Annotated in this window: 30 protein-coding genes; 1 reads left to right on the forward strand and 29 read right to left on the reverse strand. The window is 51.5% G+C overall.

Annotated features, from left to right (window positions below; translation table 11 throughout):
- Window positions 1-16: 16 nt before the first annotated feature.
- The 3 genes from JFN88_RS23230 to JFN88_RS23240 are packed head-to-tail and all read right to left on the reverse strand — an operon-like array spanning window position 17 to window position 1,316.
- Window positions 17-715, reverse strand: coding sequence for an N-acetylmuramoyl-L-alanine amidase (locus JFN88_RS23230; protein ID WP_233168351.1), 699 nt, complete (start codon window positions 713-715; stop codon window positions 17-19).
- A complete protein-coding gene (locus tag JFN88_RS23235) occupies window positions 712-1,125 on the reverse strand; it encodes a phage holin family protein (protein ID WP_199021734.1) in 414 nt (137 codons plus the stop codon). Before JFN88_RS23235 ends, JFN88_RS23230 begins: the two co-directional genes overlap by 4 nt.
- Window positions 1,125-1,316: a hypothetical protein gene (locus JFN88_RS23240; RefSeq protein ID WP_199021735.1), complete on the reverse strand. Its 192-nt coding sequence runs from the start codon at window positions 1,314-1,316 to the stop codon at window positions 1,125-1,127. Before JFN88_RS23240 ends, JFN88_RS23235 begins: the two co-directional genes overlap by 1 nt.
- A gap of 108 nt (window positions 1,317-1,424) precedes the next feature.
- Between JFN88_RS23240 and JFN88_RS23245 the strand changes: the two genes are divergently transcribed.
- Window positions 1,425-1,799, forward strand: coding sequence for a DUF2513 domain-containing protein (locus JFN88_RS23245; RefSeq protein ID WP_199021736.1), 375 nt, complete (start codon window positions 1,425-1,427; stop codon window positions 1,797-1,799).
- On the opposite strand, the gene JFN88_RS23250 is transcribed toward JFN88_RS23245, so the two are convergent.
- The 26 genes from JFN88_RS23250 to terL all read right to left on the reverse strand — a co-directional run bounded on the left by JFN88_RS23250 (window position 1,796) and on the right by terL (window position 25,429).
- Window positions 1,796-2,083 (reverse strand): hypothetical protein, encoded by a 288-nt coding sequence (locus JFN88_RS23250; protein WP_199021737.1) that lies wholly within the window; start codon window positions 2,081-2,083, stop codon window positions 1,796-1,798. The two genes, JFN88_RS23245 and JFN88_RS23250, sit on opposite strands and share 4 nt — an antisense overlap.
- Before the next feature lie 23 nt (window positions 2,084-2,106).
- Window positions 2,107-2,235, reverse strand: a complete 129-nt coding sequence (locus JFN88_RS24900) for a hypothetical protein (protein ID WP_269846593.1) — start codon at window positions 2,233-2,235, stop codon at window positions 2,107-2,109.
- 2 nt (window positions 2,236-2,237) lie between these two features.
- The gene (locus JFN88_RS23255; protein ID WP_199021738.1) at window positions 2,238-2,480 is read right to left on the reverse strand and encodes a hypothetical protein; all 243 of its coding nucleotides are present in this window, start codon (window positions 2,478-2,480) and stop codon (window positions 2,238-2,240) included.
- 82 nt (window positions 2,481-2,562) lie between these two features.
- Window positions 2,563-3,069 (reverse strand): hypothetical protein, encoded by a 507-nt coding sequence (locus JFN88_RS23260; RefSeq protein ID WP_199021739.1) that lies wholly within the window; start codon window positions 3,067-3,069, stop codon window positions 2,563-2,565.
- Window positions 3,070-3,118: 49 nt separating this feature from the next.
- Complete coding sequence (locus JFN88_RS23265; RefSeq protein WP_199021740.1) at window positions 3,119-4,948, reverse strand: phage tail protein; 1,830 nt, start codon at window positions 4,946-4,948, stop codon at window positions 3,119-3,121.
- Window positions 4,949-4,965: 17 nt separating this feature from the next.
- The gene (locus JFN88_RS23270; protein ID WP_199021741.1) at window positions 4,966-5,478 is read right to left on the reverse strand and encodes a phage distal tail protein; all 513 of its coding nucleotides are present in this window, start codon (window positions 5,476-5,478) and stop codon (window positions 4,966-4,968) included.
- Window positions 5,479-5,512: 34 nt separating this feature from the next.
- A complete protein-coding gene (locus tag JFN88_RS23275) occupies window positions 5,513-5,830 on the reverse strand; it encodes a hypothetical protein (RefSeq protein WP_199021742.1) in 318 nt (105 codons plus the stop codon).
- Complete coding sequence (locus JFN88_RS23280; protein WP_199021743.1) at window positions 5,830-9,075, reverse strand: hypothetical protein; 3,246 nt, start codon at window positions 9,073-9,075, stop codon at window positions 5,830-5,832. Before JFN88_RS23280 ends, JFN88_RS23275 begins: the two co-directional genes overlap by 1 nt.
- A 13-nt stretch (window positions 9,076-9,088) precedes the next feature.
- Window positions 9,089-9,487 (reverse strand): phage tail fiber protein, encoded by a 399-nt coding sequence (locus JFN88_RS23285; protein WP_199021744.1) that lies wholly within the window; start codon window positions 9,485-9,487, stop codon window positions 9,089-9,091.
- 3 nt (window positions 9,488-9,490) lie between these two features.
- The gene (locus JFN88_RS23290) at window positions 9,491-10,045 is read right to left on the reverse strand and encodes a distal tail protein Dit (RefSeq protein ID WP_199021745.1); all 555 of its coding nucleotides are present in this window, start codon (window positions 10,043-10,045) and stop codon (window positions 9,491-9,493) included.
- Window positions 10,042-14,211, reverse strand: a complete 4,170-nt coding sequence (locus tag JFN88_RS23295) for a phage tail tape measure protein (RefSeq protein WP_199021746.1) — start codon at window positions 14,209-14,211, stop codon at window positions 10,042-10,044. Before JFN88_RS23295 ends, JFN88_RS23290 begins: the two co-directional genes overlap by 4 nt.
- A gap of 3 nt (window positions 14,212-14,214) precedes the next feature.
- The gene (locus JFN88_RS23300; protein ID WP_199021747.1) at window positions 14,215-14,538 is read right to left on the reverse strand and encodes a hypothetical protein; all 324 of its coding nucleotides are present in this window, start codon (window positions 14,536-14,538) and stop codon (window positions 14,215-14,217) included.
- Between the two features lie 2 nt (window positions 14,539-14,540).
- Window positions 14,541-14,954, reverse strand: a complete 414-nt coding sequence (locus JFN88_RS23305; protein WP_199021748.1) for a hypothetical protein — start codon at window positions 14,952-14,954, stop codon at window positions 14,541-14,543.
- Window positions 14,955-15,017: 63 nt separating this feature from the next.
- A complete protein-coding gene (locus tag JFN88_RS23310; RefSeq protein WP_199021749.1) occupies window positions 15,018-15,554 on the reverse strand; it encodes a hypothetical protein in 537 nt (178 codons plus the stop codon).
- Window positions 15,555-15,643: 89 nt separating this feature from the next.
- A complete protein-coding gene (locus JFN88_RS23315) occupies window positions 15,644-16,030 on the reverse strand; it encodes a minor capsid protein (RefSeq protein ID WP_199021750.1) in 387 nt (128 codons plus the stop codon).
- Between the two features lie 3 nt (window positions 16,031-16,033).
- On the reverse strand, window positions 16,034-16,438 hold the full coding sequence (locus tag JFN88_RS23320) for a hypothetical protein (RefSeq protein ID WP_199021751.1): 405 nt from the start codon (window positions 16,436-16,438) through the stop codon (window positions 16,034-16,036).
- Window positions 16,435-16,758 carry a hypothetical protein gene (locus JFN88_RS23325; RefSeq protein WP_199021752.1) on the reverse strand — a complete coding sequence of 108 codons (324 nt, stop codon included), beginning with the start codon at window positions 16,756-16,758 and terminating at the stop codon, window positions 16,435-16,437. The genes JFN88_RS23320 and JFN88_RS23325 overlap by 4 nt, the downstream gene beginning before the upstream one ends.
- A 13-nt stretch (window positions 16,759-16,771) precedes the next feature.
- Entirely contained in the window at window positions 16,772-17,161 is a 390-nt protein-coding gene (locus JFN88_RS23330) for a hypothetical protein (protein WP_199021753.1), read from the reverse strand.
- A gap of 14 nt (window positions 17,162-17,175) precedes the next feature.
- Complete coding sequence (locus tag JFN88_RS23335; protein ID WP_199021754.1) at window positions 17,176-17,457, reverse strand: hypothetical protein; 282 nt, start codon at window positions 17,455-17,457, stop codon at window positions 17,176-17,178.
- Window positions 17,458-17,475: 18 nt separating this feature from the next.
- Complete coding sequence (locus JFN88_RS23340) at window positions 17,476-18,159, reverse strand: hypothetical protein (protein ID WP_199021755.1); 684 nt, start codon at window positions 18,157-18,159, stop codon at window positions 17,476-17,478.
- Window positions 18,159-19,319 carry a glycoside hydrolase family protein gene (locus JFN88_RS23345; protein ID WP_199021756.1) on the reverse strand — a complete coding sequence of 387 codons (1,161 nt, stop codon included), beginning with the start codon at window positions 19,317-19,319 and terminating at the stop codon, window positions 18,159-18,161. The genes JFN88_RS23340 and JFN88_RS23345 overlap by 1 nt, the downstream gene beginning before the upstream one ends.
- 63 nt (window positions 19,320-19,382) lie before the next feature.
- On the reverse strand, window positions 19,383-20,510 hold the full coding sequence (locus JFN88_RS23350) for an SU10 major capsid protein (protein ID WP_199021757.1): 1,128 nt from the start codon (window positions 20,508-20,510) through the stop codon (window positions 19,383-19,385).
- 67 nt (window positions 20,511-20,577) lie between these two features.
- On the reverse strand, window positions 20,578-21,252 hold the full coding sequence (locus tag JFN88_RS23355) for a phage scaffolding protein (RefSeq protein ID WP_199021758.1): 675 nt from the start codon (window positions 21,250-21,252) through the stop codon (window positions 20,578-20,580).
- A gap of 88 nt (window positions 21,253-21,340) precedes the next feature.
- Window positions 21,341-22,171 (reverse strand): phage minor capsid protein, encoded by an 831-nt coding sequence (locus JFN88_RS23360; protein ID WP_199021759.1) that lies wholly within the window; start codon window positions 22,169-22,171, stop codon window positions 21,341-21,343.
- Window positions 22,171-23,736 (reverse strand): phage portal protein, encoded by a 1,566-nt coding sequence (locus tag JFN88_RS23365; RefSeq protein ID WP_199021760.1) that lies wholly within the window; start codon window positions 23,734-23,736, stop codon window positions 22,171-22,173. Before JFN88_RS23365 ends, JFN88_RS23360 begins: the two co-directional genes overlap by 1 nt.
- Before the next feature lie 13 nt (window positions 23,737-23,749).
- Window positions 23,750-25,429: a phage terminase large subunit gene (gene terL, locus JFN88_RS23370; RefSeq protein WP_233168356.1), complete on the reverse strand. Its 1,680-nt coding sequence runs from the start codon at window positions 25,427-25,429 to the stop codon at window positions 23,750-23,752.
- Window positions 25,430-25,497: the final 68 nt, after the last annotated feature.

Consider the following 25,497-nt stretch of genomic DNA (forward strand, 5'->3'; position numbering starts at 1 on the left):
TTCCGTTTATCCGAATCTATTTCACCGTAATCTCCACCGTCTTCGTCCCGCCGTCCCACGTCACCTTCGCGCCCAACGCCTCGGCTACGGCCCGGACTGGTACGTAGGTAACGCCTTTTTCTACGTAGCCTTTTTCGGCCAACTCTTTCCCGTTCACCTTTACGATGGCTTCGAGCCTACCGTTCTTCTCATTCACTTTCGGTTCCTCCTTCGGTTTCATTTTCGCTTCGACCGCCTCCTTAAACGCAGCCCATCCCGTCCATTTACCGCCATCATACATGAGCCGCGGGCATACTTTGCCGGACCAGTCGAAATGTCGGCGTAACTGCGTTATACCCCATCCCCGTTCCTTGAGCAGCCGGGCCACGAGTTCGGCCGCGTTATCCAGCGTTTTTGCGTAATTACCGGACTCGCAGATTTCAATGCCGATGCTCGTTCGATTTCCCGACTTGCCCCCGCTGCCGTCTCCAGCATGCCAAGCCGCTTCATCCAGCGGCAGACACTCAATGGCCTCTCGCTCATCTATTACGATGTGGTATGAGGCCGTCCGGCTATTCGCGGGATTGGTCAGCCAGGCCCTTTCGTTTGTGGCCGTAGACGAGGCATTGCCCGTGTTGTGAATCGTAATGGTATTCGGCTGCATTACGAGGCCGGGCCGCCTATTTGCCGGGGTGGATTTCGGAATATGATTCGTTACGTATGTGCACGTCATCATTTATCGTCTCCTTTACGCTTTAGTACCTCGATAATATCCGTAAGTTTTCCCGGCAGCGTAAGGCCCGCCCTCCCGATGTTCTCGGTTATACTTACGAGTTCATTTGCGATATAAAAATACGCGGCCGCCGTAATAACCACCGCGTTAAGCTCCATCAATACGTCGATCCGGTGCGCCAGGATAATTACGAGCAGCATAAGCCCCTTTTTCGCCAGGCCCACGGATGCCACCGCCGAGTTAATCCCGCGGCCCTCCTTAAGCGACGCCGTAACTCCGGATATGATATCGACGGCCATCGCGATTAACAGAAACGTAAGTGCCTCCGACCAGCCGCCGAAAGCGAATCCGATCACTGCGCCGATTCCGCCTGCCACCACGCCCGTTCCGGAATTTACCGTAAGAAAATTCATTATTCGGCGGCCCCCGTTTCATCTACGTTAAAAACCGCGAGCGCCGCGTCAATTTCCGCTTTCAACTCGGATAGGATTTCGGATTCGCGGCCCGGATGAAGCTGGAGGAACCCGTTGATTACGTTCTTAATTTCGGAAACCGGCTCGCCTGCGTTGACGAGGATTTCGAGTTTATGCGTGATTTGCGCCATGTTTACGCCACCTTTTCGTAAAATATAGTTGAAAAAGGAAAACACTCCCACTACGTCGAATACGTAGTCCGTACGAACTAAAACTATGACAGAGGGAGCGTTTAATTAATGAAACTGAATCACGAGTGTATGCGGGATGTTTTAATTACTATTGAAGAGACTTTCCGGCCAGTAGATGCGAAAACTACCGGCACCCTTCACGGATATGAGCGTTTAAGCGGGTATTCATTGGATGACGTTAATTACTCAATACATCAATTAAGAGACGCAAAGCTGCTCTGGACGAATAAGTTACCTGCCACGATATCCGGACAAGACTATTACACCGTAAGAGGACTGACGCCAGAAGGCCACGCCTTTATCGATGCAGTCCGCAAAGATACCGTTTGGGAAAAAGTAAAGACCAAGGCGGCCGCAATCGGGCTTGTTACGGTAAACACGCTTGTAGAAGTTGCTACGAACAAATTATCCGAATCAGTTTAACGAACTTTTCCGGTCAAGACGAAACCGTCGTCACTCACGGAGCCGTAACCGGACCATGCTCGAACTACTTGCGCGATGTCCCGAAGGAACTCCGCATATTTTTCCGCAGGGAAGCTCGCGGACAGTTCTGGAGCCGAAGCGTTAAAGTCGAACGTAATTGTCATCTGCGCAACGTCCGTTCCTTTTTGGGTAATCTCGTAGCCGGAGAATGACACGAGCGCCTTGTCTTCCAGAACTCCGCTTTTCCAGTTAATTGACCCGATTGTTTCGTTATTAGTGTGCACACGTATTCCCTCCGTTTGTTTGATTACTTCCGAAACTTTAAGATTGCCGCAGATACCCCCGCAGCCAGCAGTCCGATCCAACCATACTTTACGAAGAACTGGCCGGGAGTGAGGTCGATCACATGACGGAACATCTCGGCTACCTTCTCCACGATCACAAAACCCCGTCTGAATTTCGTAGAATCGCGTAAGGAACACTTTCTCCGTTATATTCGCGGATGACATCGACCAGCTTCGCCATAAAGTCCGCGTATTTTTCCGGAGTAAATACGTCAAGGTCGTAATTTTCCATCTCAAATCCGAACGTGACCGTAAGTTTACCGGTATACAAACTCTCTTGATTGATCGTGTAATCTACGAACCCTACAGAGTAATTGCGGTCATTTCCGTTTAACATACGTAATCCCTCCGATATTTTTATTTCGTAAAATTAAAAAGGCCGCCTACGTAATGTAGACGACCTGGTATACGATACTATTTTATTGGGCCGAGTTGAGAGCGGTTAATTTTGTGTTCAGTTCCTTTAACTTCGCTTCGAGTTCGGGAATTTTCGCTCTTGCCGCCTCCTGTTCTTCTTTGGAGAAGCCGTTCTCTGGATTCGAAATAACTCGTTGTGTTTGGATGTCCAACCCTGTCTTGTCAATTTGGCCCTCAATTATCTTCAAGTCCGCCTCTTCGGGGGTTGTGGGATGATTATTCTCATTCACGGATTCTTCACCTTCTGTCTCTGTTGTACTTACGTCTGATTCCAAATACACCTTACCGTCCTTGTACGTCACTTTATACCCGGCCGTCTCGTATGCTTTACGTAAAGGAGCGAGACTTGTTCCGTCAATGACTGGAGCTGAATCGAAAAGCTTTCCGTCCAAATAAACTTCCGTTTGACTGGTAACTTTCTTACCTACGAAACTGATTGAATCGGCTGCGGCCGTCACTGATAATGTTAACGCTGCTCCTACAACTACGCCTACTACGAATTTTTTCATAACAACGCACTCTCCGTTCTAAATTGGTATATTTACGTAAATTATACCATCAGCCGCCGAGCGCCGCTACTCTTCGTTGCAAATCGGCGATTTGAACCGACTGTGTGTACGATGCATTTCCTAAACCGGTCAACTCCTGTTGGAGCGAACGACCCGTCAATTCTTCGACCAACCGGGTCCAACTAGGTACGTTTATATTGTAGCCGCTTCCCGGAGTTAAGAACAAGTGACGAGATGGAAGTAAGCTTAGTGTGCCTCCAAAAACGTTCATAACCATGCCGTAATTTTGCACGTATTGTACGTAAGCGGTAGTCGCCCCTCCACTTGTGAAAAAAACCGCAGGAACACCGTCTCTATTCGGACTAATCGCCAATGAATTCCCCGAACTTGATTCCGCTTTCAGAAGGTTTCCACTAGAATTCAACTCAATCCGCGGATACGAAACCCCCGTCTGAATCAGCGATCCGGTCACTACGCTACCGAATACCGATACTCCAGAGATGTACGTACCGTTGATCGTGCCCCCGTTGATCTCCGAAGCTATGATTCTTCCGGCCTCCACCGTACCTTTGAACGTACCGCCCGCAGCCTGTAGAGTACCGGCAAATACGGCGTTTCCCGTGGAGTCATCGAGCCATATCGTACGGGTCCCGGCTTTGTTTAGCACGAGTAGCCCGTATTTGCCCGGCTCATATTGTCCGAGAATCACGCGCTTTCGGTTAAAGTCGTCAGACACCGTTATTCCGAATCCGTCCGCCACCGTAACCGAGTCGTCATATTTTACGCCTTTGAGTACAGCGTTACGGCTCGTATACTCGATGGCTTTCCGGCTACCTACCGTTGCTTTAAATAGGTAGTCGGTCGCCGTAAGTTCGCGGAAATTCGCCAGCACGATCCGCGCCCGCTTCGGTTCGAACGGGTATCGCGTGTATTGGTGTACACGGGCGTCAAAGCGATAGCCCATCGGCTCGTCAATCACCGTAACCGTGTCGCCGACATCCCGAATTCGCTCTTCGTAAAAGTCATCGTCAACCTTTTCGAGTTGCACGAACTCCACCTCGTAGGACACCTTCGGAAGCTCGACGGTTGCCAGGTACTTTTGCATTTCTGCCAGTAGTCTCGATTGATCGTCTATTTCCGGGAATTCCACTTTGCCTTCAAGTGGAGCGGCATGATCGTAATATTGGCTATCGATATACTTTACGGGATGTCCCGGCAGCCCCTCGATGGTCAATCCGTTTTTGCCGTAACCGTATAGCCGGGTGATACGTTCCATCGTATGTGAATTCCGCTTGATCCCGGCGCTATTCTTCCGATACCGGATTTCGGACCCGTAGTTATTACCTTTACGAGTGGTCAGCGTAATTTCGTAATTGTTGAATGATAGTTCCGCTCCATACAAATCCCGTAAACTGTGCAGTAGGTCGATCCGCCGTGCCTCGCCCCATTCGAAAATATCCTGCTTATCGAACGTGCCCTCCACGGTAAAAGAAAACGGAGTGTCAGCGCCTAATAACGCCAACATCTCCGCTATGTCCTCCGCCGCGGCGAAATCGATATACCCGTCGTAAAAGTAATTTCCGAGGTTAAACGCTACGTGATGCGCCTCCACCGTCTTATACATCTGCTGCCCGCGGCGGAATTCGTCCACTTTACGGATGGTAAACCGCTGGCCCCGCTCGATCCGCTGTGGAAATCGGACTTCGTTGCCCTCTACTAGTCCGTCGTAACGGTCCGCATCGCCGAGGACTTTAGGATACGTAAATGTAACATAATACTCTCCGTTAAGCGTTTCGTTTACGGCGACATCCTTCGCGGCTGCGAGTATAGATCGGCCGTCCGCCGTATGGAGTTCGAGCCTAGACCGCCATTTTGACAATGTACCGCCTCCCTACGTTAAATAAACCGGTCTCGATAAGTGACCCGTACAGACCACGTTCGGCCGGTCTCCGTATCTGTATACGTTAAATCATTCGGACCCGGCCAGAAATTGAAAAAATCCCCCTCGTAATTAAGGAACGCTCCGTTTTTCGTAGCCCGCAATTTTGCCGAATCAATCACGATCTTATCTCCCGGAGCAAACGGCCCCGTTAATTCAATTCGCTCGACTCTGTTACGGTATGCGTCCGCCCATACCTGGACGTTTACCTCGACCAGGCCGCCGCCTTTTATTTCCCGGATAAAGGACGCCTTTACCTCCGTGTCAACGGATACCGCCCCACCGCCTAAGATGTCACGAAGGAATTCCGCCCACGCTTGTGTCTCCACGGACGCCAATCCACCGCCGACGATATCCCGGAGAAACCCACCGGACACTTCCGTTTGGACTTCGACAACTCCGCCGCCGAAGATACTCGACGTCATATCCGGCGCACGGTCGAGCGGCAGCCGGTTAAATGGTCCGAACATATTACGCCTCCCTCCCCAAAATAAAAAGGCCCCGTTAGGAGCCTATACTAATCGTATCTGACCTATATCCTGGAGCAGATACGGTTATCTCTTTTGTGCCGGACGGGACAGCGATGGATACAGCGCCCCTCTCCGTCTGGACCTTATGCTGCCCTCCGTCTACCGTGAACGTCACCTCTACGCCGTCAGTGTCCTGAGCAACGTCAAGGTAATCGTAGATTTGAGCGGTAGCGGTGTCGTCGTCTAACGCAAGTTTGAAATGATACTCCGCATCGTGGTATACAACGATAATCGTACCGCCATCGGTTACCTTACGGGTATACACTTGGCTATTATCTACAATGTAATCCATCACTTTACACCTCCAAAGACAGTCGCACGAACCTTAAGGGAGCTAGTGGTTATGCCCCTTACTTCAATTTTTAGTGATGACTTAAACTTCACGGGCGCGGCAGTTAAGCATACACCACTTTGCAGAGTGGTAGTTCCCCACAAAGGGGGGCCGGAGGCGTTGAATGTCTGAGAGAACGAGGAAAACCCAAAGCCGCCAATTGACATTGCCACGAAATATGGCACGCCATCAGCGACCACAGGGTTTGGCCCCGAACTTAACGATGCTTGACCGACGACCCTATTGGAGGCAGACGATGTGACATAAAGCTTCACAATACCGTCAACGGTAATGCGGAATTCGTGCTCTACCGAAGTATTTGATGTTAATAGCGCTCTTTCAATATTTCCTTCTCCGGTTATGTCTACAAGTGTTTGCCACGCTTGGCCTGATCCCGATAGAGTAATCTCGGGAAAGGCCGAATAAGGCGTATAATCCACATCCCCCACGCTTTTCCACCCCGTTCCATCGTTGTACTCAAGCATTCCGTTATTCATTCGGAAGCTCACATTATTGAGCAGCCGTGTGTCAATCGCCTGTTTAGTCCGCTGTGGCGTCATAAACCGGTTAGTTGCCGTACCCGCCTCTGCCTCTGCCTGTGTAGCCGTTAAATTATTATCTACGCTGCCAAGGCCGACATCAGCCTTTACGAGAGACACATCACCGGTCTTCCCGGCAACTTTCGTCACTACGTTGACCTGTGCCCCTGCTTGAATATCGCGAAGTTTCTCGAATCCTGCTGGCGACAGGAATCCTGCGTCGTCCTTTGTTGCTAATGGATGCGTTGAGCCGCCTTTCCCTCTGTGCTCGTCAAGGTCAAGCCGTAGGTTATCGATGTGTGCCCCGTCTACCGTCTGCCGCCAATCTTGAATGTCATTACGCGTCGACTCACGCGCAAGCTGCTGCGTATTGGCTGACACAGCGGAGCCGAGATTGCCAGCGTAAAAAGCAGTAGCTGCGCTAATCGCGGCTGAGTAGGCATAGCGGTCAAGGACGATGTAGGTGACAAAGTATTCGGCGGACAAATCGTAGTCAGCAATTGGTATGTGCGCTCGTGTAATGCCTTTTGCTGATGTCGCGTTGGTCAGGATTGTCCATTTGCGATCGATATCCGTACCTTTGTATATCGCCAAAATAGTTTCAGCCGGGCGTTTAAAGACGGATGCCGGAAGAGTCGTAAAGTTTAATCGGTATACCCCGGAAGCTGAGTCAAGCGCCGGATTAGCCTTTTCGCGAAGCATCGCCGCCTCTTTCATCTCAAGCGAATTAACGCCGGAATGGAGGCTAATTACGCCCTCGATACGAGCAGCCGACGTTACAGGATTGACCAGTTGGTATTGCAGCGTTGCATACGCTGTCCAGCCGGGGGCTTTATTCGCTGCTACGTAAGCCTCCGTATTGGTCGGCGGTGCGCTGCCGTCCAGGATCGATACCCAAGCGTTGTAGGCTGTACCGCTGTTTCCCGCTGCACGCCAACCATTTAGCAAAGCCTTGATAGCATTTTGATTAGGCGTCAAAGTCCCTGACCAACCTGAATCAGCATTAGCCACCGAAAAAGCCAACGTCCCTTGGCCCCAATTATACGAACTAACTACATTTGGCCCATCTGTCGAAGGAGCGCCTATCCTGATCATTAGCCCATCATATCTAACCATGACGGGTAAAGTGGATTTGCTCGCATCGGCAGGAATGGCTATCCTGGGTACATAGACTCCGCTGTATGAGTCAAGGGTATAAGTTCCTGACGAATCCGGCCTCCAAACGCCAACAAGCCGCGTAACCTGATGCCGCGCCAAATTTACCTGATCGGATAGACCCCCGACACTCCGCAATACCTCGTCAATGATAATCCGCTGATCTTCACGCGGCACAAACGATGGTGGCAGTTTGCTTATTCCGCCGAGAACAATCACAGGATTTTTGAATGACGCTGCCTCCGTCGCAGAACTCCTGCATCGGAAATAAATGCGTACAAGCGATCTATTGCCTACGTTAAAGGTTGTCGTAGATCGAGTATACGAAATAATAGAGGCTGGATTAGCTGCATCCTCATACACTGCAAACTGAGCGTCCGAATGATTCGTATCACATTGGATCGCGTACGTCTCATTCGGAATTACAGGCAGTAAAAAATAAACCAGGCCATTGATTGCAAGATCGAATTCATATCCGCTTCGATAATTAACTCCCGACATCCCATTTAAAAACGGCGGTACAAGGTTACGCCCCGGATGCTCGATAAGCACTCCCCGAACGGATTGCATACCGTCGATGTAGGGATACCGGTTATCATCCCATTGGGCGCGCGGAATGTTGTATTCGGCCTCGCTTATTTCGAAGATAGCCATAGCGTCCAGCCAGCAGAACTGCCCGGTCTCCCCGCCATCTGTGTACGGGCCGATCCGAATCAGGTTGGCCGGAACATCCTTTAACGTTTTAAACCGCCTTGAAACGGTAGTAAAGGATGTCGAGTTTACTCGAGAATTTGATTCGGTAACTAAGTAATCTCCTGCCCCAGCGACTCCAATTGTTAAACCGCCAGCAAGGTTCCCGTTTTTGTATCGCGCCACGGCAATAAAACACTTATTGCCGTGCAGCACTGGTAAAGCGGTGGAATAAAAAAAAGATGTACTATCGCTGCTTAATGTCACCTTTGCGGCAGCAGAACCGATTTCGTAGTTGCCGACCGTATTGTCATATTGGACGGTACCGCCTGATAACGCCCAAGCAGAGTTATTCGCTTCGAAGCGCTGCGGCGGAATTATATTTTGCATCGTCCGCCCATATACCGTACCGTCGAGCGGGCTGGCTTGGTCGGTTTCGATTTTATTCACGCCGCGAACGAGTTGCGCCTGGAGCGTAGCGGATTCGGTCGCCTGCGCCCCGAGCGCTTCAACGTTTTCCTTCAACGTATTCAGATCGTAACTCGTCGCGAATCTCGCCACTTTTGTATTAATCGGCCAGCTTTTCGCCGTAGTCCCGCTGAACCCCCGCGTCACTCCCGTAAGACTGTTCCCGGACTTACCCGCGTAATAGATCGTTTCCGCGTTGCTGTCCGTACCAATTGTTACGATGCCTGGCGCGTCCGGAATAACGGAAGAATTACTTGTCAGTAGCGTAATAGTTGTCACTGTATCGTTAATAGCCGCAGCCAGCTCCGTTATGGGCGAATTTGCAACGGCCTTGTACATCGGTTTAAGATTCAAATTTTACGCCTCCTTACGGTTGAATAAATCGTACAAGCGCCTTGTTTTGTCCCATAGTAAATCGGTCATTGGCGACGATACTCCGTGAATTCTCGAGCGGCGCGAAGTATAAGAGATTTCCTCCGGTGGCCGCCGTCCGTATACCAAAATGGGTCAACGTCCCCCAATTTGCGGTTGCTACCGGGAATGGGACGTCACTCGTATTGCGTACTGTATAACTCCCGTCAATGACCGTAGGTGCCGACATGGTAACGGCCTGCCTTACATACGCGCCTCCGGTTACTTCGGTGCCCGTATCGGCTTTCGTAGGGTTTGACGTATATAAAGCGATGTATACCGTGGCGGGAGTCGTGAACGCCGTGTTACGTAGTGTTGCGTTTAATAACTGCTGTGCTAACCAATCGCTAATCATCGTTTATCCTCCTTCTAGTCGATATTCGTTCGTGAGAATAATCTTAGGAACCGTAGTGGTCCCGGTGTTAACAAAGATGATTTCTGGCGGCGTAGGCTCCGTGCCATCCGAAACTATCCGCTTGGTGCCCGGTGATTTGGTTATAACGTATTCTTCGATCCGTTCCGGTCCGTAAGCAAACGGGTCCGTACACTTAAAAGTCAGCGTAAATGTCCCGTATTGGCCGATCTGCTCCGGCCGAAGGAGTCCCGTTAATTTGGCAAAATAAAAACGGTCGGGCACGTCGTCAAAAACGAGTATCCCGGCCGCCTGCGTTGGCTTGAGCCATTGGTATATTTGGCTTTGTCTTACCTTAAACTGATCGTCATTTACGGTGAGGTCCATCGTTACGTCAATGGCCCGCTTACCGTACTCGGTCCCGTAATCGATCACGCCAGGAAGCCCGTCGACTTCGTCCTCATACTCCCGTAATTCGGGAGAGTTCGGCGTATAGTTGAGCAGATTAACGCCCATTGTGCTGCTGTGCCGCCCCTTATACGTAAACCCGTAACCTCTCAACCGCCATCCCCTCCCGTTAATTTCTTACGTAAAAGCTCCGCTACTTCATCGGCTCCGTTACGTCTGTATGCGGCTATATCTACGTTATCTTCGATAACCGGTTCGTTCATCTGCACGCCGACAAGTGTTTCGATGTGGACCATATTGCCTACCGGAGCCAACCCCGCATTACCGCCGACAAGTTGCGAAATCTGCTCCGGAGTCAGCGTGACCTCACCTTTACGGAGTATCGCGGTCAACTCATCCGGCATCAGTCGCTGACCGGAAGAAAACGGCCGCTCACCTGCAATTCCACCCGTATGATAAAGCGGTGCGCCGTCCTTGTACCAACGGCCCTCTCCGCTGTTATACGTTGCGCCAACTTGCGACCCGAGCCGCTTATTCTCGTCTTCCAAGCGTTTCCGCCCGGCTGCGTCGGCGCTTTTCCACGCTTCGCTATTTGCCCGCATTTGACGGATAATCGATTGTTGGTACGGGTCGGTTCCGGACCCGGCCCCCGCGTTTATTGCGGCCATTTCGGCCTTGAACCGTTCCATTTCCGCTTTTATTCGCTCATTGGTATCGACAAAAGATTTAAACCGCTCATCGTCCGTCAGCTTATAAATCGAAATGAAGTCCCCGTTAAAATTCTCGATGGACGACTTTAAGTCCGCATACCACGAGTCGATATCCGCTTTCTGTTTATCCAACGCGGCGAGTTTATCGTCCCGCTCCTGCTGCAACGCCCGCTTGTTGTCGTCGACGTCCATTTTGCGAAGCTGCTCTTGAAGCTCTTCGTAGCGTTTCCGGCCCTTCTCGGACGTAGCGTAGCGGTATTTATCCGCTTCATCCTCGATTTTCTTACGGTCTTTACCCCGCTCAAAATCGTCGATAATCCGAAGCATCTCGTCGTAATGGTTCTTGATTGCCTGCTTCCGTTCCTCCAGCGCGTCAAGTTCGGCTTTCCGCTGCTTGTCGATAGCATCTACGATGGACTTCGTAAGTTCTTTCGTAGACTTTTCAGCAGCTTGGGCGGCTTCTTTCGCGGCCTGTTCGTCCTGTTTACGGAGACTCATACGCGCGTTGAACATTTCCTTATCGGCCCGCTTGTAGAAGTCCGAATCCTTTTCGTAGCGATTACGGACCCGCGTCCACGCCGCGAGCTGCATGTTGGTGATTTCCCTTTCGGATGCGCCTTTTTCCGTCAGCCGCCGCGTTTCCATTTCGATCCATTCCGCGGAAGCATCGAATTTATCACGGGCCTGTTTCTCCGCGACCCGCTTCGATTCCTCCGCTTGCTTCTTCTCATCGTCCGTCCGTTTCTTATCGGCTGCCGCCATCTGATCGGATAGTTGATTACGACGTTTCGTAGCGTCAATCCAAATGTCATCGAACTTTTCGTACTTTTTCGCAAGTTCGTCCAACTTCGCCAATTCCTGCTCCTCGGACATACGATTCTGCAAACGCATCTTTTCGATGTATTGTAACGAGGCTCGGTACGCTTCCTGCGCCAACCGTTCGGCCGGTTTATCCTTTTTATCTTTAGGTTTCTTGTCTTTTTTGTCCTTTTTGAGGTTAAGTGTTCCCGTGCCGGTACTTAAACCGCCGCCCGTATCACTCTCGCTCCACGTGCCGTTTCTGATCTTAGCTAATTGCAGGTCCATATCGTTTATTGTTTTGGTATACGTACCTACCTCGGCTTCGAGCTTTTTACGGTCATCTTCGAGCATCTGCTTAACAGTGCCGCTAAGTCCGAAAGCACCGGAACCCGTAAATCCATACGGATTCGTGCCGCTACCGTCAAACGATTCCGCCTGCGAAACAGCTCGCAAAGCTTCGAGTTGCTTTTTCGCGTACTCTAGCTTCTTTTCCGTCTCCAGCCGCCAGGCATCGGAACGCGAAGTAGCGCTATCCAACGTGGCTTGCACGGAATCCTTCTCCGCTTGAATCAAGTTACGGACATTGCCCTCGTTCATGATCATGAGCCGCCCGTTTTCGTCCAACTTGGCGCTAAGTTCCGGGTATTGATCGGATAGTTGCTGGATTACGCGAGTCAATTCGGACTTCTCGTCCGCCGTAAGTGACGTCTGCTGCGACAGCTCCTGGTACCGGTCGAGAAGCTTCTCGGATTGCGTAATTTGCTCTTGTTTCGCGGCCGCCTCCGCCAATTCCTCACGTAGTAGCTCGTTCAGAGCCGGGATGGACGCCTCAATCTTCGCGTTCATCTCATCTAATCTGCGGGCTGCATCATCGGGTGTCTTTACGCCGAACACTTCGAGTTTGTTATTAAGGTCCGCCAACTCTTGGCCTAGTTTACGGGATTTGTCCGCCAACTCCTGAAGCCCTTCGGACATACCGTAACCGCCCCTAAGCGCAGACATGTTATTAAGTTCTGCAAGGATTTCGTTACGACGAGTCAGCGCTTTTTCCAATTCTTCGACGCGGCCTCGCAGGGTTTCTACATCCTCCGCCGTATTTTCCAGCGGAGACTTAGCAAGTTGTGCATTAAACTCCGCCTGAGCTTCCGCCGCCGCTGCCGCTGTGGTTTTATACGAGATAAACGCGGCTGCCGCAAGTCCTATAGCCGCAGGGATCGCGACGAAAAATCCTAACGCTGCCTGCGCCGATACTCCCGCTACCGCTAGTGCTTTAAACGCGATAACCGCTCCCGCGGCTGCTGTAGACAACGCCCCAAGTCCAACGGTAACGCCGAGAAGCGCAATGATAAACGTACGCGATCCATCGCTCATCTCGTTAAACCCGAGCAGCGCCCGCGTAACGGCCTCCGCCGCCTGCCGAAGTATCGGAATAAAATCGTTGCCGACCGTAATGCCTACGGCTTCGAGTGCGGATTTCATCTGCACCACCGCGCCATTAAACGTATCCATCTGAGTTTCCGCAATTTGCTCGGCCGTACCGCCTGCGTTACGGAGTTGTTCGGCAAATTCGTTGAGGTTGTCGGACCCCGCGTTGACCAACGTAAGCAATCCGGCAGTGGCTTCGGTTCCTGCGATAAGGGCCGCCGCCTCCGTTTGTGCCGACTGCGTTAGTCCTCCGAGTGCTACCTCAAGCTGCCGAATGATGTCCGTAAATGGCAATATGTTCCCGGCCGCGTCCTTCGTTTTGATTCCGAGCTGATCCATTACATCCTTCGCCTCGCCTACCGGCTTAATCAAGCGTAGGATGATCGCGCGGAGCTGCGTACCGGCCATTTCGCCCTGAATACCGGCATCGGAAAGCCGCCCGATTGCTGCCGCTGTCTGTTCGATAGTTACCCCGGTCGACGCTGCGATTGGTGCCGCATATTTCATGGCGTAGCCCAACTGCTCCATACTCGTATTGCTCGACGTAAATGCCTTCGCCAACACATCTGTTACGCGGCCGGTTTCCTCCGCTTTAAGCTGAAACCCCGTAAGAATATTCGAAGCGATATCCGCCGTCCGTCCGAGGTCCATCTGAGCCGCCGCCGCCAAGTTGAGTACGCCAGGCATTGCCTCGATGATTTCGTTTGTTTTAAAACCGGCAACCGCGAGATACCCCTGAGCATCAGCCGCCTGCCCCGCCGTAAACACCGTCGTAGCCCCGAGTTCAAGCGCCTGGTCTTGCAGCCGTTTAAACTCCGAAGCCGTCGCGCCGGACACCGCTTTGACTTTCGCCATCGACTGTTCGAAAGTGGCCGCCGCTTCGACTGACTTCGTAATTACAGCCGCATATGCAGCCGTTAGAGCCGCGAAAGCTACACCGAGTTTCGTAACTGTAGACGTAGCTTTACCGTCAAACTTATCCAATCCGTCACCGGCCGAGTTAAAGCTGTCCTCCAACTCGTGAATTTTCGAAGCTGTTACGTCGGACTGTTTAGTCAGCGAAAGCAGCGCTGCCTCCGTGCTAACAATTTTATCGTTAATTTTCGCCTTGGCTCCGTCGTCAAACGTTTCCTTGTACTGCCGTTGCAAATCCACCAGCTTCCGCCGCTGAATATCGGCCCGGGCGTTGACATTATCGAGAGTAGCCGCCAGTTTATCGATGTTATCCCGAGTTTCCGACATCTTCTTAAACGCGGCCGTCGTCTGCTTCGCGTTTTCCGCTACGCCGGTTAGGTCTTGTTTCGCACGATCCATGCCCGCCCTAAAGTTCGCCGCGTCCAATTCGAGCCGTGCCTTAATCGCGCCTATTTCCGTAGCTGACACCTATTACGCACCCCCTCTCGTCCGATTTCCGATCTTGCCACGTAGCTTTTCGAGTGCGTTCCGGTCAAGTCGGTCTGCTTGTTCGGCAGGCTCCGCTCCGTCATCGTGTATCAAATCCGCCCGTAATTGATCGACAAAACGCCCGTACGCGTCCTTATCTACGCACTGGCTCATCGTTGCAATTTGTAACGCCATCAGCCGCTGTTCCGCTGTCTCTGCCGCTTTGTATCGGAGTAAATCCGGCAGATCGATCATGTAAAACTCCGTATCAAGGACGATCTGACTTACGCCAAGCCGGACCGCCGCGCCTATTAGCCATTCGTCCAACGTTAATTGCCGCCCATGCCGCCCTGAACCGGACCCGTTTTGAACCGGCCGAGAGCGGCTTTGACGTTTTTTAGCGTCAACTCCAAATCGTTCTTTTCCGCCGTCAAACGGATGAATTCGAGAACATCGTTAAGTGTCGCGTGCTGCTCGATATACTCCGCATCAAGCCCCGATAAGACTGATACAATACGGATTGCTTCGTCAGCGGCCAGTTGAAGGGCGGCCATTACGGTTGTCGTAAACTGCTCGGAACCACGCGTAGTAAGCACTGTAACCGCTATTTGAGGGAGCGCCTCTACTACGTCAAATAACTGCCGCCATTTAGCGATAGTCAGCTTCGGGATCGGTACTGTCTTGTCTCCGATGACTACCGATTCAATGTCCGATTTATTAAATAATCGTGAAATCACGTTCATTTTCGTGTTCATCTCCTTTCGGATATAAAAGAGCGGCCCCGTTAAGAGCCGCCCGAGTACGTATTATTCTTTTGCAGACGGATCGCCGAAGGAAATCAACAGTCCGTCGCTATCCGGGAATGCCCGAAATGTCGTATTTGTTACGAGTTCGTTATCGTAGTTGTACGTATAATTTAGATTGGTTTGTGGGGCCGCCTTATGCAGAATAACCGTATCTTCTACGGTCGCTTTCTCGTCCAGCGGTTCTAACTTAACTTTTTTCGCAAACGGAAACAGCCGCTGAACAACGAGCGCATTCACGTCAACGCGCTTTTTAGTTGGGTCCGTACCATCAATTACGAGTTTCGCGCCGGGAATAATCGCGGCCAGCTTTTCGAGGTCATGTTCGATAATCGGAACCGCCACGGAGGCTGTACGCCCCGTGATAATTACGTCCGCTGCCGAAGAACCCAACTGGTCAACGTTGATGTCTCGTGTGGTCTCCTCGTAAGTTAATACAACTCCGCCCTGCGTCTGCTCAAACACGATTGGTTTAGTACCCTCGAAATCAAACGTTACTCTGCACGGGCCGAGCTTGATTTTCTCCGCATCTACTGCCATTTATCGTTTCCCCCTCGTATATGTCCGCAGCAAAAACGGCCAACCCGAAGGCTGACCGTCTCGCTACGTTTATTTATATTGATCGCGTATTATGGCCGCGAAACGCCGTTAAGAAACCTCGCCGTAAAATTGACGCTGTATAATGCCCGCTTATTGTCGTCTACACCGAGATACAGCGGAATTGGCTGATCCGCAAACGTCGCTACGATACGCTGACTCCCGATATTAAACGCACGCCGCTGATGGTACGCGTTCCAAATTGCCAAAGCTACTGTCTCCGCCTGCGCTGTAGTCTTCGCACGGACCACGACTTGAAACGAGGGCCGAAGCTGCGGCGTCCATTGCGAAGGAGCAAATCCGCCTGTGATCCGTACATATGCCGAATTGTCTGCGCCAGTTGCCGGAAACTCGTTGATATAGTACGTGTACGGTACGGTGGCCTCCACGTTTGATTTTAACTCCGCAATCGTAAACACGCGTTACAACAACTCCTTCCGGATGGCGGCGGCGATATCGTCACGGTACCGCTCGACGTTTTCTTTATACGGCCGCTCGAGGTACTTCGGCTGAGTTCCGGGCGTGGTTGGGTTCTTATACTCGCTCATTTCGTGCGTCCGGAGCGCGTAGTTAAAACGGCCATTTCCCTCTTTTTCTACCACGCTATAATAAACCGCACCTTCTACCACGCCGTCCTTCTCGGTAACTTCTGACCATGCCGTCATCCGTAGCGGACCTTTATTCAGCGGTGCCAGTTCGCGTGACCGGCGTAATAAATCGTCCATGGAGTCATGCATTCCGTCTTTGGCCGCTGAAACTGCCCGCTGCTGCATCAACGCAACTCCTGCCGTAAATCCCTTCGTATCAAACGTTAATCCATCACTCATTTGACGTACACCACCGTTAGTATCGTTTTACCGTTAAGCCACCGTTTCCGCGCCGTAGTAACCGTCGTGTACCTGCGTGCTGCTCCCGTCTCGTCTACGTATTCGTATTCGGAGGCCGCCGACACATTGGCGAATTTGTCGAGAAAAATCTGCGCGGAAGACACGACTTCCCGGCCGTGTTGGTCCGAAACGACTTCGGTACCCTCCTGAAACCGACATCTCAACTTAAATGGATCGGAGTCGGGAGTCGGATTGTTCGGGTCATCCGAGTCCGGAGGATAGACGGTTACTTGCTGACGCAGCGAAATTCCCATCGGCATTGTCCGTCACCTCCTATAATACGGTCCAGCGGATTGCCCGCCGCGACAGCGATATTCCGCCGTTTTCCGCCGAAATCAAATCGAGGACCGTATCGGATATCCACGCGTCAAGTCCCGATTTTGCCCAATCCTTGAACGTCATGGATGCGACTCCAGTCAACGAAAACGCCGCGACGCCCTGCTGCTGGAGCCGGTTTGAATCGTTAAACGCGATGGATAGTTCGTTGCTGAACTCGTACACTGCGTTGTCTGGTATCGTAAGTTTCGAGTATCTGGTCGTCAAGTGACGTGACGCGACGTTTAATATCCGATGTTTTCTCGCCTCGTCACTGTCCGACCAGTCTTCGTTATCAACGCACCATTTCGTAATATACAAGTCTGCGTCCGTAATATTAACCGCCATAGGCATATTCCTCCTTATTTACCGGAGGATTTACGGCGACTTGGTAGTTTCGCTTCTGGCTTCGACTCCGCTTCCCCCGGTTCAATTTCAATCGATTTTTCTTCCGATACCTCCGGAATATCTTCGGGAGTATCGTTCTCAGTCTCACTAACCCGCGTAATCCATTTCGGAGCGAGTTCGTCAAGTACCGTAGTCTCTATCCCATCTTCCGTGCTATACTCGCCAAACCAGTTAAACCTTACCGTCTTACCTCCGATATCAACTTCATAGTTAGACGGTCCTTGGTACGTTACCAATCGTTACACCTCCGTGATTTAGTTGTGAATTACCGTTAGGGCGACTTTCGATACGCGAAAATGTCGCGTAGTCGAGCCGGGAATATTACGTATAGAGATACGGGGCCGTAATATAAACGATCCTCCGATGTCCATCTCCGAGGCGGAGAACCTTTTTTCGTAAAACACGTTTCCGCATTCGAGTAAAATTACGGTCCCGTCCGAGCGAAGCCGTAGTTCAAGGTTCTTCCTCCGCTTCCATTCGCCTAAATTGAGAAGCGGATGCTGCTTAAGTACGGAATCAGTTTTGGCTCCCGAGGATGTAAACGTTTTGATCCGGGTGTCGTCACCTTCGGTTGGTGTGGACGATACCGCAAACCCTTTCGTCTTCCCAGAGTTGGTCATTTCGAGAAAAACGTTAATGTTCGGCGTGCCATTCGAGAAAAACAGCGATTCAAACTCTAACCGAATCTCACGAATGTTTGGCGAAAAGCTTATACCGTTCGGGAAGATATTCAAGATCGCCGTATCGTCTGCTGCTGCGCTCGTCTTGACTTCGAGATAGCCATAACTAGATTCGAGCGGAGATATAGTATGCGTAGGTGTACCCGTTCCCGTTACAGATACCCAACTAGGTAACGTTGTCGCAAGCATAAAGTTTTCCTCGACGCGTTTCGCCGTCTTACCAAACGGTATTTCCTCGCCCCAGGCGTCCCTGATCATTACACCACCTCCGCAACTGCAACGCCTACTGCGCCCTGATTATCCGTACCATTTGCCGCGTAGAAAAGGTATAGTTTCCCTTGATATTCGATAACTTGCGGTTGTTTCAGCGCCCCTGCGTCCCACGCGCCGGTACCCCCTTCGCTAATTCCGGGATAAACCGAATGAATATTCCGCGCATTCTCAAATTTCGCGATCACGATGTTCTTTTTCGCCGTATTAAAGCCTGATTCGAATGGACTTACGGTGCATACGATCCAAGGTTTAGATTTAAACGAAAACGGGAACGTGTGGTGAAATTCGATTCTTGATCCGGACTTATCTTCGAGTATGTCCGTAAAACCTACGATCGGCCTCGGATCAATCTGCCAGCGGAACCCATCCTCGGAATAGGACACGCCGAGTTTGTACGTGCCTCCCCCACCTAGCAGGTGATGCGCTACCCACATACGCCCTTGACGGTAAACACGGGCATATCCGCAATGTCCATCCCCTGTGAACTCCGACTCATTGGTCATGATGATCGGATTACCGGCATACCGCGTCCAAGTAAGCCCATCGTCCGAAGTAGCGAGACACGTCGCCTGCGCCCGGTAAGTGGGGCTACTTGTAGCGTAATAGTTATTGTGGTAGTACATGTGAAATTTGCCTGTTACCTCGTTAAAAACCACGGATGGGGTCTCCGTCTGCTCACCGTCCACATCATCGTAATAAACTCGTCCTTTATCCGTCCAAGGACCGAGAGGATGCGGGGCCGTTGCTAAACCAATACCACCTTTTCCGGACGCGTGGTCTGACGAGTAATACATGTAAAATTCGTCCAGAGCTTGCGGATAAACTGCTTTCATGTGGATTACGCTAGGCCAATAAAGCGCGTAGTTATTACTTACGAGCCACGGAGCGTCATTCCGACTAAACACCGGACGGTTACCGTATTTCTTAAAAACCGGCGCTTCGTCTACGTACCCTTGCGGTGCTGTCTCCTTACGCGCATAATCCTTAAACTTCGCTGCTTCCGCCATTTCCCGTGCTTCTTCGTCAACAGCCGGTCCGCCTCCGCCATCTTCTTGTAATTTCTTTACGATGTCTCCTAGTTTGATGTCGTTAGCCGCCGGACTGATCAGATTTAATCGCTCTGCATCATGTCCTGATATCGACAAATTCGTCACACCTCCGTTTAGTTTACGTTAAAAGAGGGCCGCGAAGCCCTCTTAGAATACCGGTTAAGATACCGATGTGCTAATATTTTCGAGGATCGCGATTTTTTCCTTCGCATTCTTGACGGTAATACCGTACTCGCCGCGAATCTGACGAGCTACGAAGTCCGCGCCAGGAATAGATGCGTCAACATCGTATAGGCTACGTCCTTGCATTGGCGACAATTTAAGAATACTACGGTCGAACAGCGCAATTTTGTTAACCGGGAAGTTCGGGTCAACGATGATAGTTGCTTCATTGCCGCCTGTGATGTCGGATACGAACGTAGAGATACGGTGCCCCGTCGTCTCGTCCGTACGTACGGTGCGGATGGTATCCTTCGCCAACTTCGAAATTTGACGAGCGCCCGCAGTGTTCGTCAAAATCGTATTTACGTTACCACCGCGAAGGTAAACTTGTTCCATCAGGTCATTAATCGCTTTGGCCGACACTTCCGCGCCTGACAGATTCTTTTTAGCAGACGCGTTTTTCTCCGCGAAGTACAGTAGCCCGCCGGATGTGGACGGAACACTCTTTTGACCTTGAATACGGCGTCCGAAGATCAGCCAGTCGTTAAGCTCACGCGCCAATTCCTTCAAACGGAGTTCCACTTGGTAGTTTAGCTCGTTAGTTACGTTGTGTGTGCGGACAGCCATTTGCGTACCGGACACGGCCGCGTAACGTTCGATAATCTGCGTAAAGTTGTAATCGGTGTAGCGGTCGTGTGCCTCGTCAACGCCAGGCAACGCGCCCTGCAATTGCGGACGAGAAACAATACGAATTCCGTCACCAGACGCGAGGGCAGCCGGGGTGGTTCCGTCAAATCCGCGAACTACCGTAATTGCATCGATATTAACCGCGGTCACCTGCATGTACTCTTCGCCAGCTACGATAATAGAGTTAACGCGGAACTTCTCGCCATCGCCGGGTGCGACGTTAAATGTAGTGGCGGACGCACTTACCGCTGCCGCTACGTTTGCGCGGTTAGAGTTAAGGTTGTCGGACATCCACTCGTACTTCGTTTGAAAAAGTGGTTCGCCACCGATACCGACCATGCCTAACAGCGTAGGTGCATCGTTAATAATCAGCGAGATACCCGCTTCGAGTTGGCGCACCTGATCTTTAAAGTCATACGTAAATGTAAATTGAGACATTCGTCATTTCCCCCTTGGACTGTTTATGTGTATAAAATAAAAAGACCGCCGATTGATCGGGGCCTCTTTACTTCAAGTTTAAGATTTTGTTCGATAACTCCACGACTTTCCCGAAATCCTTCCGTTTCTCAGCGTCCTCCAACTGTACCTCCAGCGTTTTCCGCTGTTCTTCCGCCGGATTATTCGGGTCACCGATTGATCTCGGCTTGTTCGGCGTGGTAACTTCGATAAGGTACGGTTTCGCCGCCACTAACGCGTCCAACGCCTCTTTTATGCCTTTTACGTTGCCATCGTCATCAACTGTAATTCCCGCCTTATCCGCCAACAAAAACGCATCATCCAACGCGTCTTGTCGGATGTTTGCCGAAGCCGCCGCGAGCTTAAAATCCGCCTTGATTACGCGGTCATTAGCAGCTTTCAACGTTGCGGCCGATTTCCCTTCGGCTTCCTCCGCTGCTTTCTTCGCTGCCGCGAGTTCCGCCTGAACACGTTCCTGTTCCGTCATAGCCGCCCTCTGTCGCTCGGCTTCCGCATTCTCAAATTCGGACAGCTTCGATTTCAGTTCGTCGTAGTCAGAAAATTTCTTACGTTCGCGTGTGATTCGGTCGGCGATCTTCGCGTCAAACTCCGCCTGTGTCATCGTAAGTGGCTTCGGTTCTGGTTCAGGGTCGCCCTCGGAATCGGAAAACGTCTGCAAGTCGAGTGTAAACATATGGTTACGTTGTGTATCATCGTTAATCATTCGTGTGCCTCCAACCGTTTAAAGCCCGTCGGCTATCGTATCCGCGCAGTTTATTGACGTATGCGTTCGGTCAGCCTTTCGGCTATTACTACAAGCTTTCCGGATTTCGTATCGGGCTAATTACGTGTCGGCAGTTGGGATGAAATATCTCCCGGCGTGGAAGTTCGCCGATATACGGATAATCCCCCGGAGCCTCCGCCGTAAGCTTTACGATACGTCCTTCCCACCGCGAGCAGGCGTCTGTTGCGCCAGGCCGCGAGATAACTCCGTAAAATACTCCACGTTGTACCGCTTCATTCGCGGTCGATTCCCGATGTGCCTCCGCCATTTTGGTCCGCGTAACCATATCGACGTACGTTTCCGGCTTCCATCGGCGGCCGCCCGCTGAAATAGCGATTTTATCCGTAGCTTCCCCTATAATCTTACGTACTTCAACCATTGTTTCGCGATTAATCGTCTTACGCCCGTTGATTCCGGCCGCCATATTTTCACGCATAACTGTTGCCGAAGCTCGCCGTATTGCAACCCCCGTCTGTACCTCAATATTGCGTCCGATATTCTGTAAATCCTTACGAGTGTCCGTAATCACCGCCTCGATTAACGCACGGTTCGCTCGATTAAACGAAACGATCTTAGCGGCCTCTGTCGCATTTTTAGCGGCTCCGGTCGCGATAATTGCTTCGACAATTCCGAGTCGAACCGTTTCCTTTACGTTTTCCTCAACCCACTCCGCCGATCTCGCATTGAGTTCCGCAAGGGTTTCAGATATCTCCTTTAACGCAGCCAGTGTAATAGCCCGGCTGAAATCGGACAACGCCAGCGACGCCAATTCTCCGTTAATCCGCCGGATGGCTTTACGGTAAGCAGCTACCAGGACGGCGTTTTTAATCGGGAGTTTACCTGGTTCACGGCCAGCCATTACGCGAGTACCTCGTTAAATACCGAGCTTTCCGTAAATCCGGCCGCTTTCTCGTCCTCGCGAATCCGCCGCATTGTTTCCTCCGCCTGCAAGTCGTCAACTCCGTCAAGTACCTTGATCGAGCCTTTAACGTCGGCGGTCGGCTTGCCTCCGGTTCGCAACGAGTAAATCTCCGCTTCCTCTTTCTCATTACGAGGGATTCCGTCTCGCCAATTAATCTTCGGATACACTGGATCGTACTTCGCAAATCCCTCTACGCCCTCATTTGCGTAATTCTCCAGCTCCATCGCCGTCCACAACGCGTCTCGGAGCGCCTTATCAAAATGCGTCCTGATACGTTTAACTTTGGAGAGTATCGGCATAAAACGGGACTTGATGGCCGAGCCGTCCGTATGCGATGTACCTGTTCCGCCTTTATCGGACCCCGCCATTACCGTTCCGAATAACCATTGCGGAGTCTCCGACTGGATAAATACGAGAGACAACAATATGTCGAGTTCCTTAAATGCGCCCTCAAGCTGCGAATTCCACGTCATGTACCCTGGAGTGCCGTCATCCTTGCTTACGGGGATGTATTTGCCGCCCCACCGAACCGCGTTCGTGCCGTCTTCCTCGCCGATATCGTCCGGCCCGTAAGCGATCGGGTCCGAATGCTTCCACAGGATGTAATCGATTTGTACGAGCCGGTCGTTAATCGCTGCCAATACGGATTCAAGCTTTTCAATTCCGCCAATCCCGCGCCAATTGTCGTCCACCGTTTTGTATGGCGCGTGGAATACTAACGGTCGATTAACACCTGTGGAAACAATATCTTCGTCACGACCCGTCACGACCGGTTCCCCAATCGTAAAAGTTGGGACTTCCACACCGTACTGACTGTTGACACCTTCTACCGTAAGCTTATAGCGTTCGTAGAGGATATAGCCCGGCAAATGACGCTCCACTACGAGGTACGGTGTTTCCTTCTCTTTTTGACCGGTGAGCAGCGAAGAAATTACCGCCTCTTTCTCGTCGACCCATTCTACGTAAGCAATATTGATTGCCGCGAATTTCTTCCGGCTGCCTCGGGCCAATTCCGGGAACACGTAGCAAGCGTCTACCGCTTCGATAATCGGCTCATTCTTCGGTTCCGGCACGGCTAGCCCCGCTTCCTTCAACGCCGAGTAGTCGTTCCGATCCGCGTAATATGTCTTGATCCACGAATCGCCGCGAATACCGCCGCCCGTTACCGTTTCGTGGATAAGCTGTACAATGTCGTTCTCCTCGACGATGCGATTAAGAGCCGCCTGTTCCGCCGAGTCGTCAGGGTTACCGGATTCAAACGTTGGTGGATCGCCGACCATGAGGTCCGCCGGTTTTCCGACGAGTACGTCCACTAGATTTACGGCTATATACAGCTTGGCGAGCTGCGGCGCGGCTGGCGTATCCTTTAACAGTTCCGAAGCCCTCTCGTACACATCGAATAACCGCCCGTCGTATATCGCGCGGCCTCGCTTGTACTTCGCGATACGTTCGATATCGTCCGGTGGCGGGTATTGATTCCCCGGCTTAAATAGTTTCGTCAACTTGCGGCCTCCTTTATCGATAAAATACCGCCGGTTTATTTCGCACCTGCCGTTTGCCTTTCTTAAACGCCGAATACGCCATCTCCATAGCGTCCGGCAAATCGTCGTACCAGCGACTTCCGTACCGTTCAAAATGTTCGAGCAGCAACGCGTGCGCCCGGTTAAATATGATCGTTCCGTTCTCGATATCGGGCAGCATAGCCTCGATACGAAGCGCTTTCCGCGTCCGTTGATGAATTTCCTTAACGCGATTCCGAGCCGGATACCCCGCGGCCGTTAACGCCTGCTTGAGCTTGTGGACGAAGAATTCCTGCGCCATTTGCGCCTCCGCCGCAATCACGTCCGGCTGGTAGCGGATAACCTTTTCGACAATGACACGCAAAAAAACGTCGGGGTGCACTCGCTCCCCCCACGCGTCAATGACGTATATTCGTTTCGTTACTCTATGTTGAGCCAGCGTAACAATGGCAGAGTAGTCGCCGCGCTGCTTTCCCATCGCGAAGTCAATACCGGTAGATACGTAATAATCTCGGTGACTAAAGTCCGGCAGCGTATCGTAATACCGAAATTGGTCCGGCTTAAACACCTGGCTTTCCTCGTCAATCGGGTTATTCATAAACTCCGTGTTAAACGCTTTTGTTCCGTAGTTCAACTTTTCGAGGATCAAATGCGCGATAGGAAACCGGCCAGGCCAGAGGACCTCCGCACCGCGATCCATTTCCGGCTTATTCTCGTTGTAATACCGCATTGCGGCCTCAACGTTCGGTGATTTCCGTTCCTCTTCGGACTCCTCAAATTCCGCCAACTCTTCGTCAGTCGGCTCGTACTCCTTGTATATACGTTCGAATTCCGACCATAAATCTGTCCGTTCAGGCTGCGAAATAATGGCCGGGAATTCGTTTTTGATAAAGTCCACACGCTGTTTCAACACGTAATTTAGCAACGAATCGTGGTGGACCAGCGTTCCCATGAAGATAATGGCCGTCTGCGTCGGATCGTAAGCAGGCATCAAGTCCGCGTTAAGCCAGTCTTTCGCCTTTTGCCGCAACTCCGGCGTATTGTTCGAATCCCGCGATTCCAAGTCGTCGAGTATGATCATATCCGGTCGCTGCGACCCGTTCCGGAAACCCCGAATCTGCATTCCGAGGGATGTCGCTTCCATTTTGGTACCAGTCGACGTAAGAAAAGCCTCTTCCGAATCCTTCTCGTTCATTGACTTCTTTTCCGCAAGCACACCGCCGAAGTCTTCCCGTAACTTTTGATTGTACTTGAGCTGACCGGCTACCCATTTGATAAATTTCTTCGACCCGTTATTCGTTTCGGAGATAATCAGAATCATTTTCCGTTTCCGGTATACGATCTCATGCACCGGAAAGGCATTGCTGAGATACGCCGATTTAGCGTGTCCCCGCGACGCCGCCCATGCGATACGGGCCGTTCTGTTACGGTTGGACACCGCGTCCAGAATCTTCGATAATTTCACGTGGAATTCCGGCGCATCGTCCATATCGACGGCCGTAGTGGGTACGAGATTGTCCGGATTTCCGGGATTCCTCGCCTCCGAGAAGTATTCGTAGAAAAAGTAGAGCATATCGACTTCTGCCCGATGTATCCGAACGAGTCGCCTGAGTTCGGCCACCGTCGCTTGATACGTTTCTACGTGGTATTCCGTTGCTTTACCGGCTTTAATCAACGCGTGAAGCTTCCGCCCTCTCTCCCGTAAGAGACTGATACGGTCGGTCCGCGCTTCTCTGTTGAGCC

It is taken from the genome of Paenibacillus roseus (assembly GCF_016424485.1).
Lineage (GTDB): Bacteria > Bacillota > Bacilli > Paenibacillales > Paenibacillaceae > Paenibacillus_D > Paenibacillus_D roseus.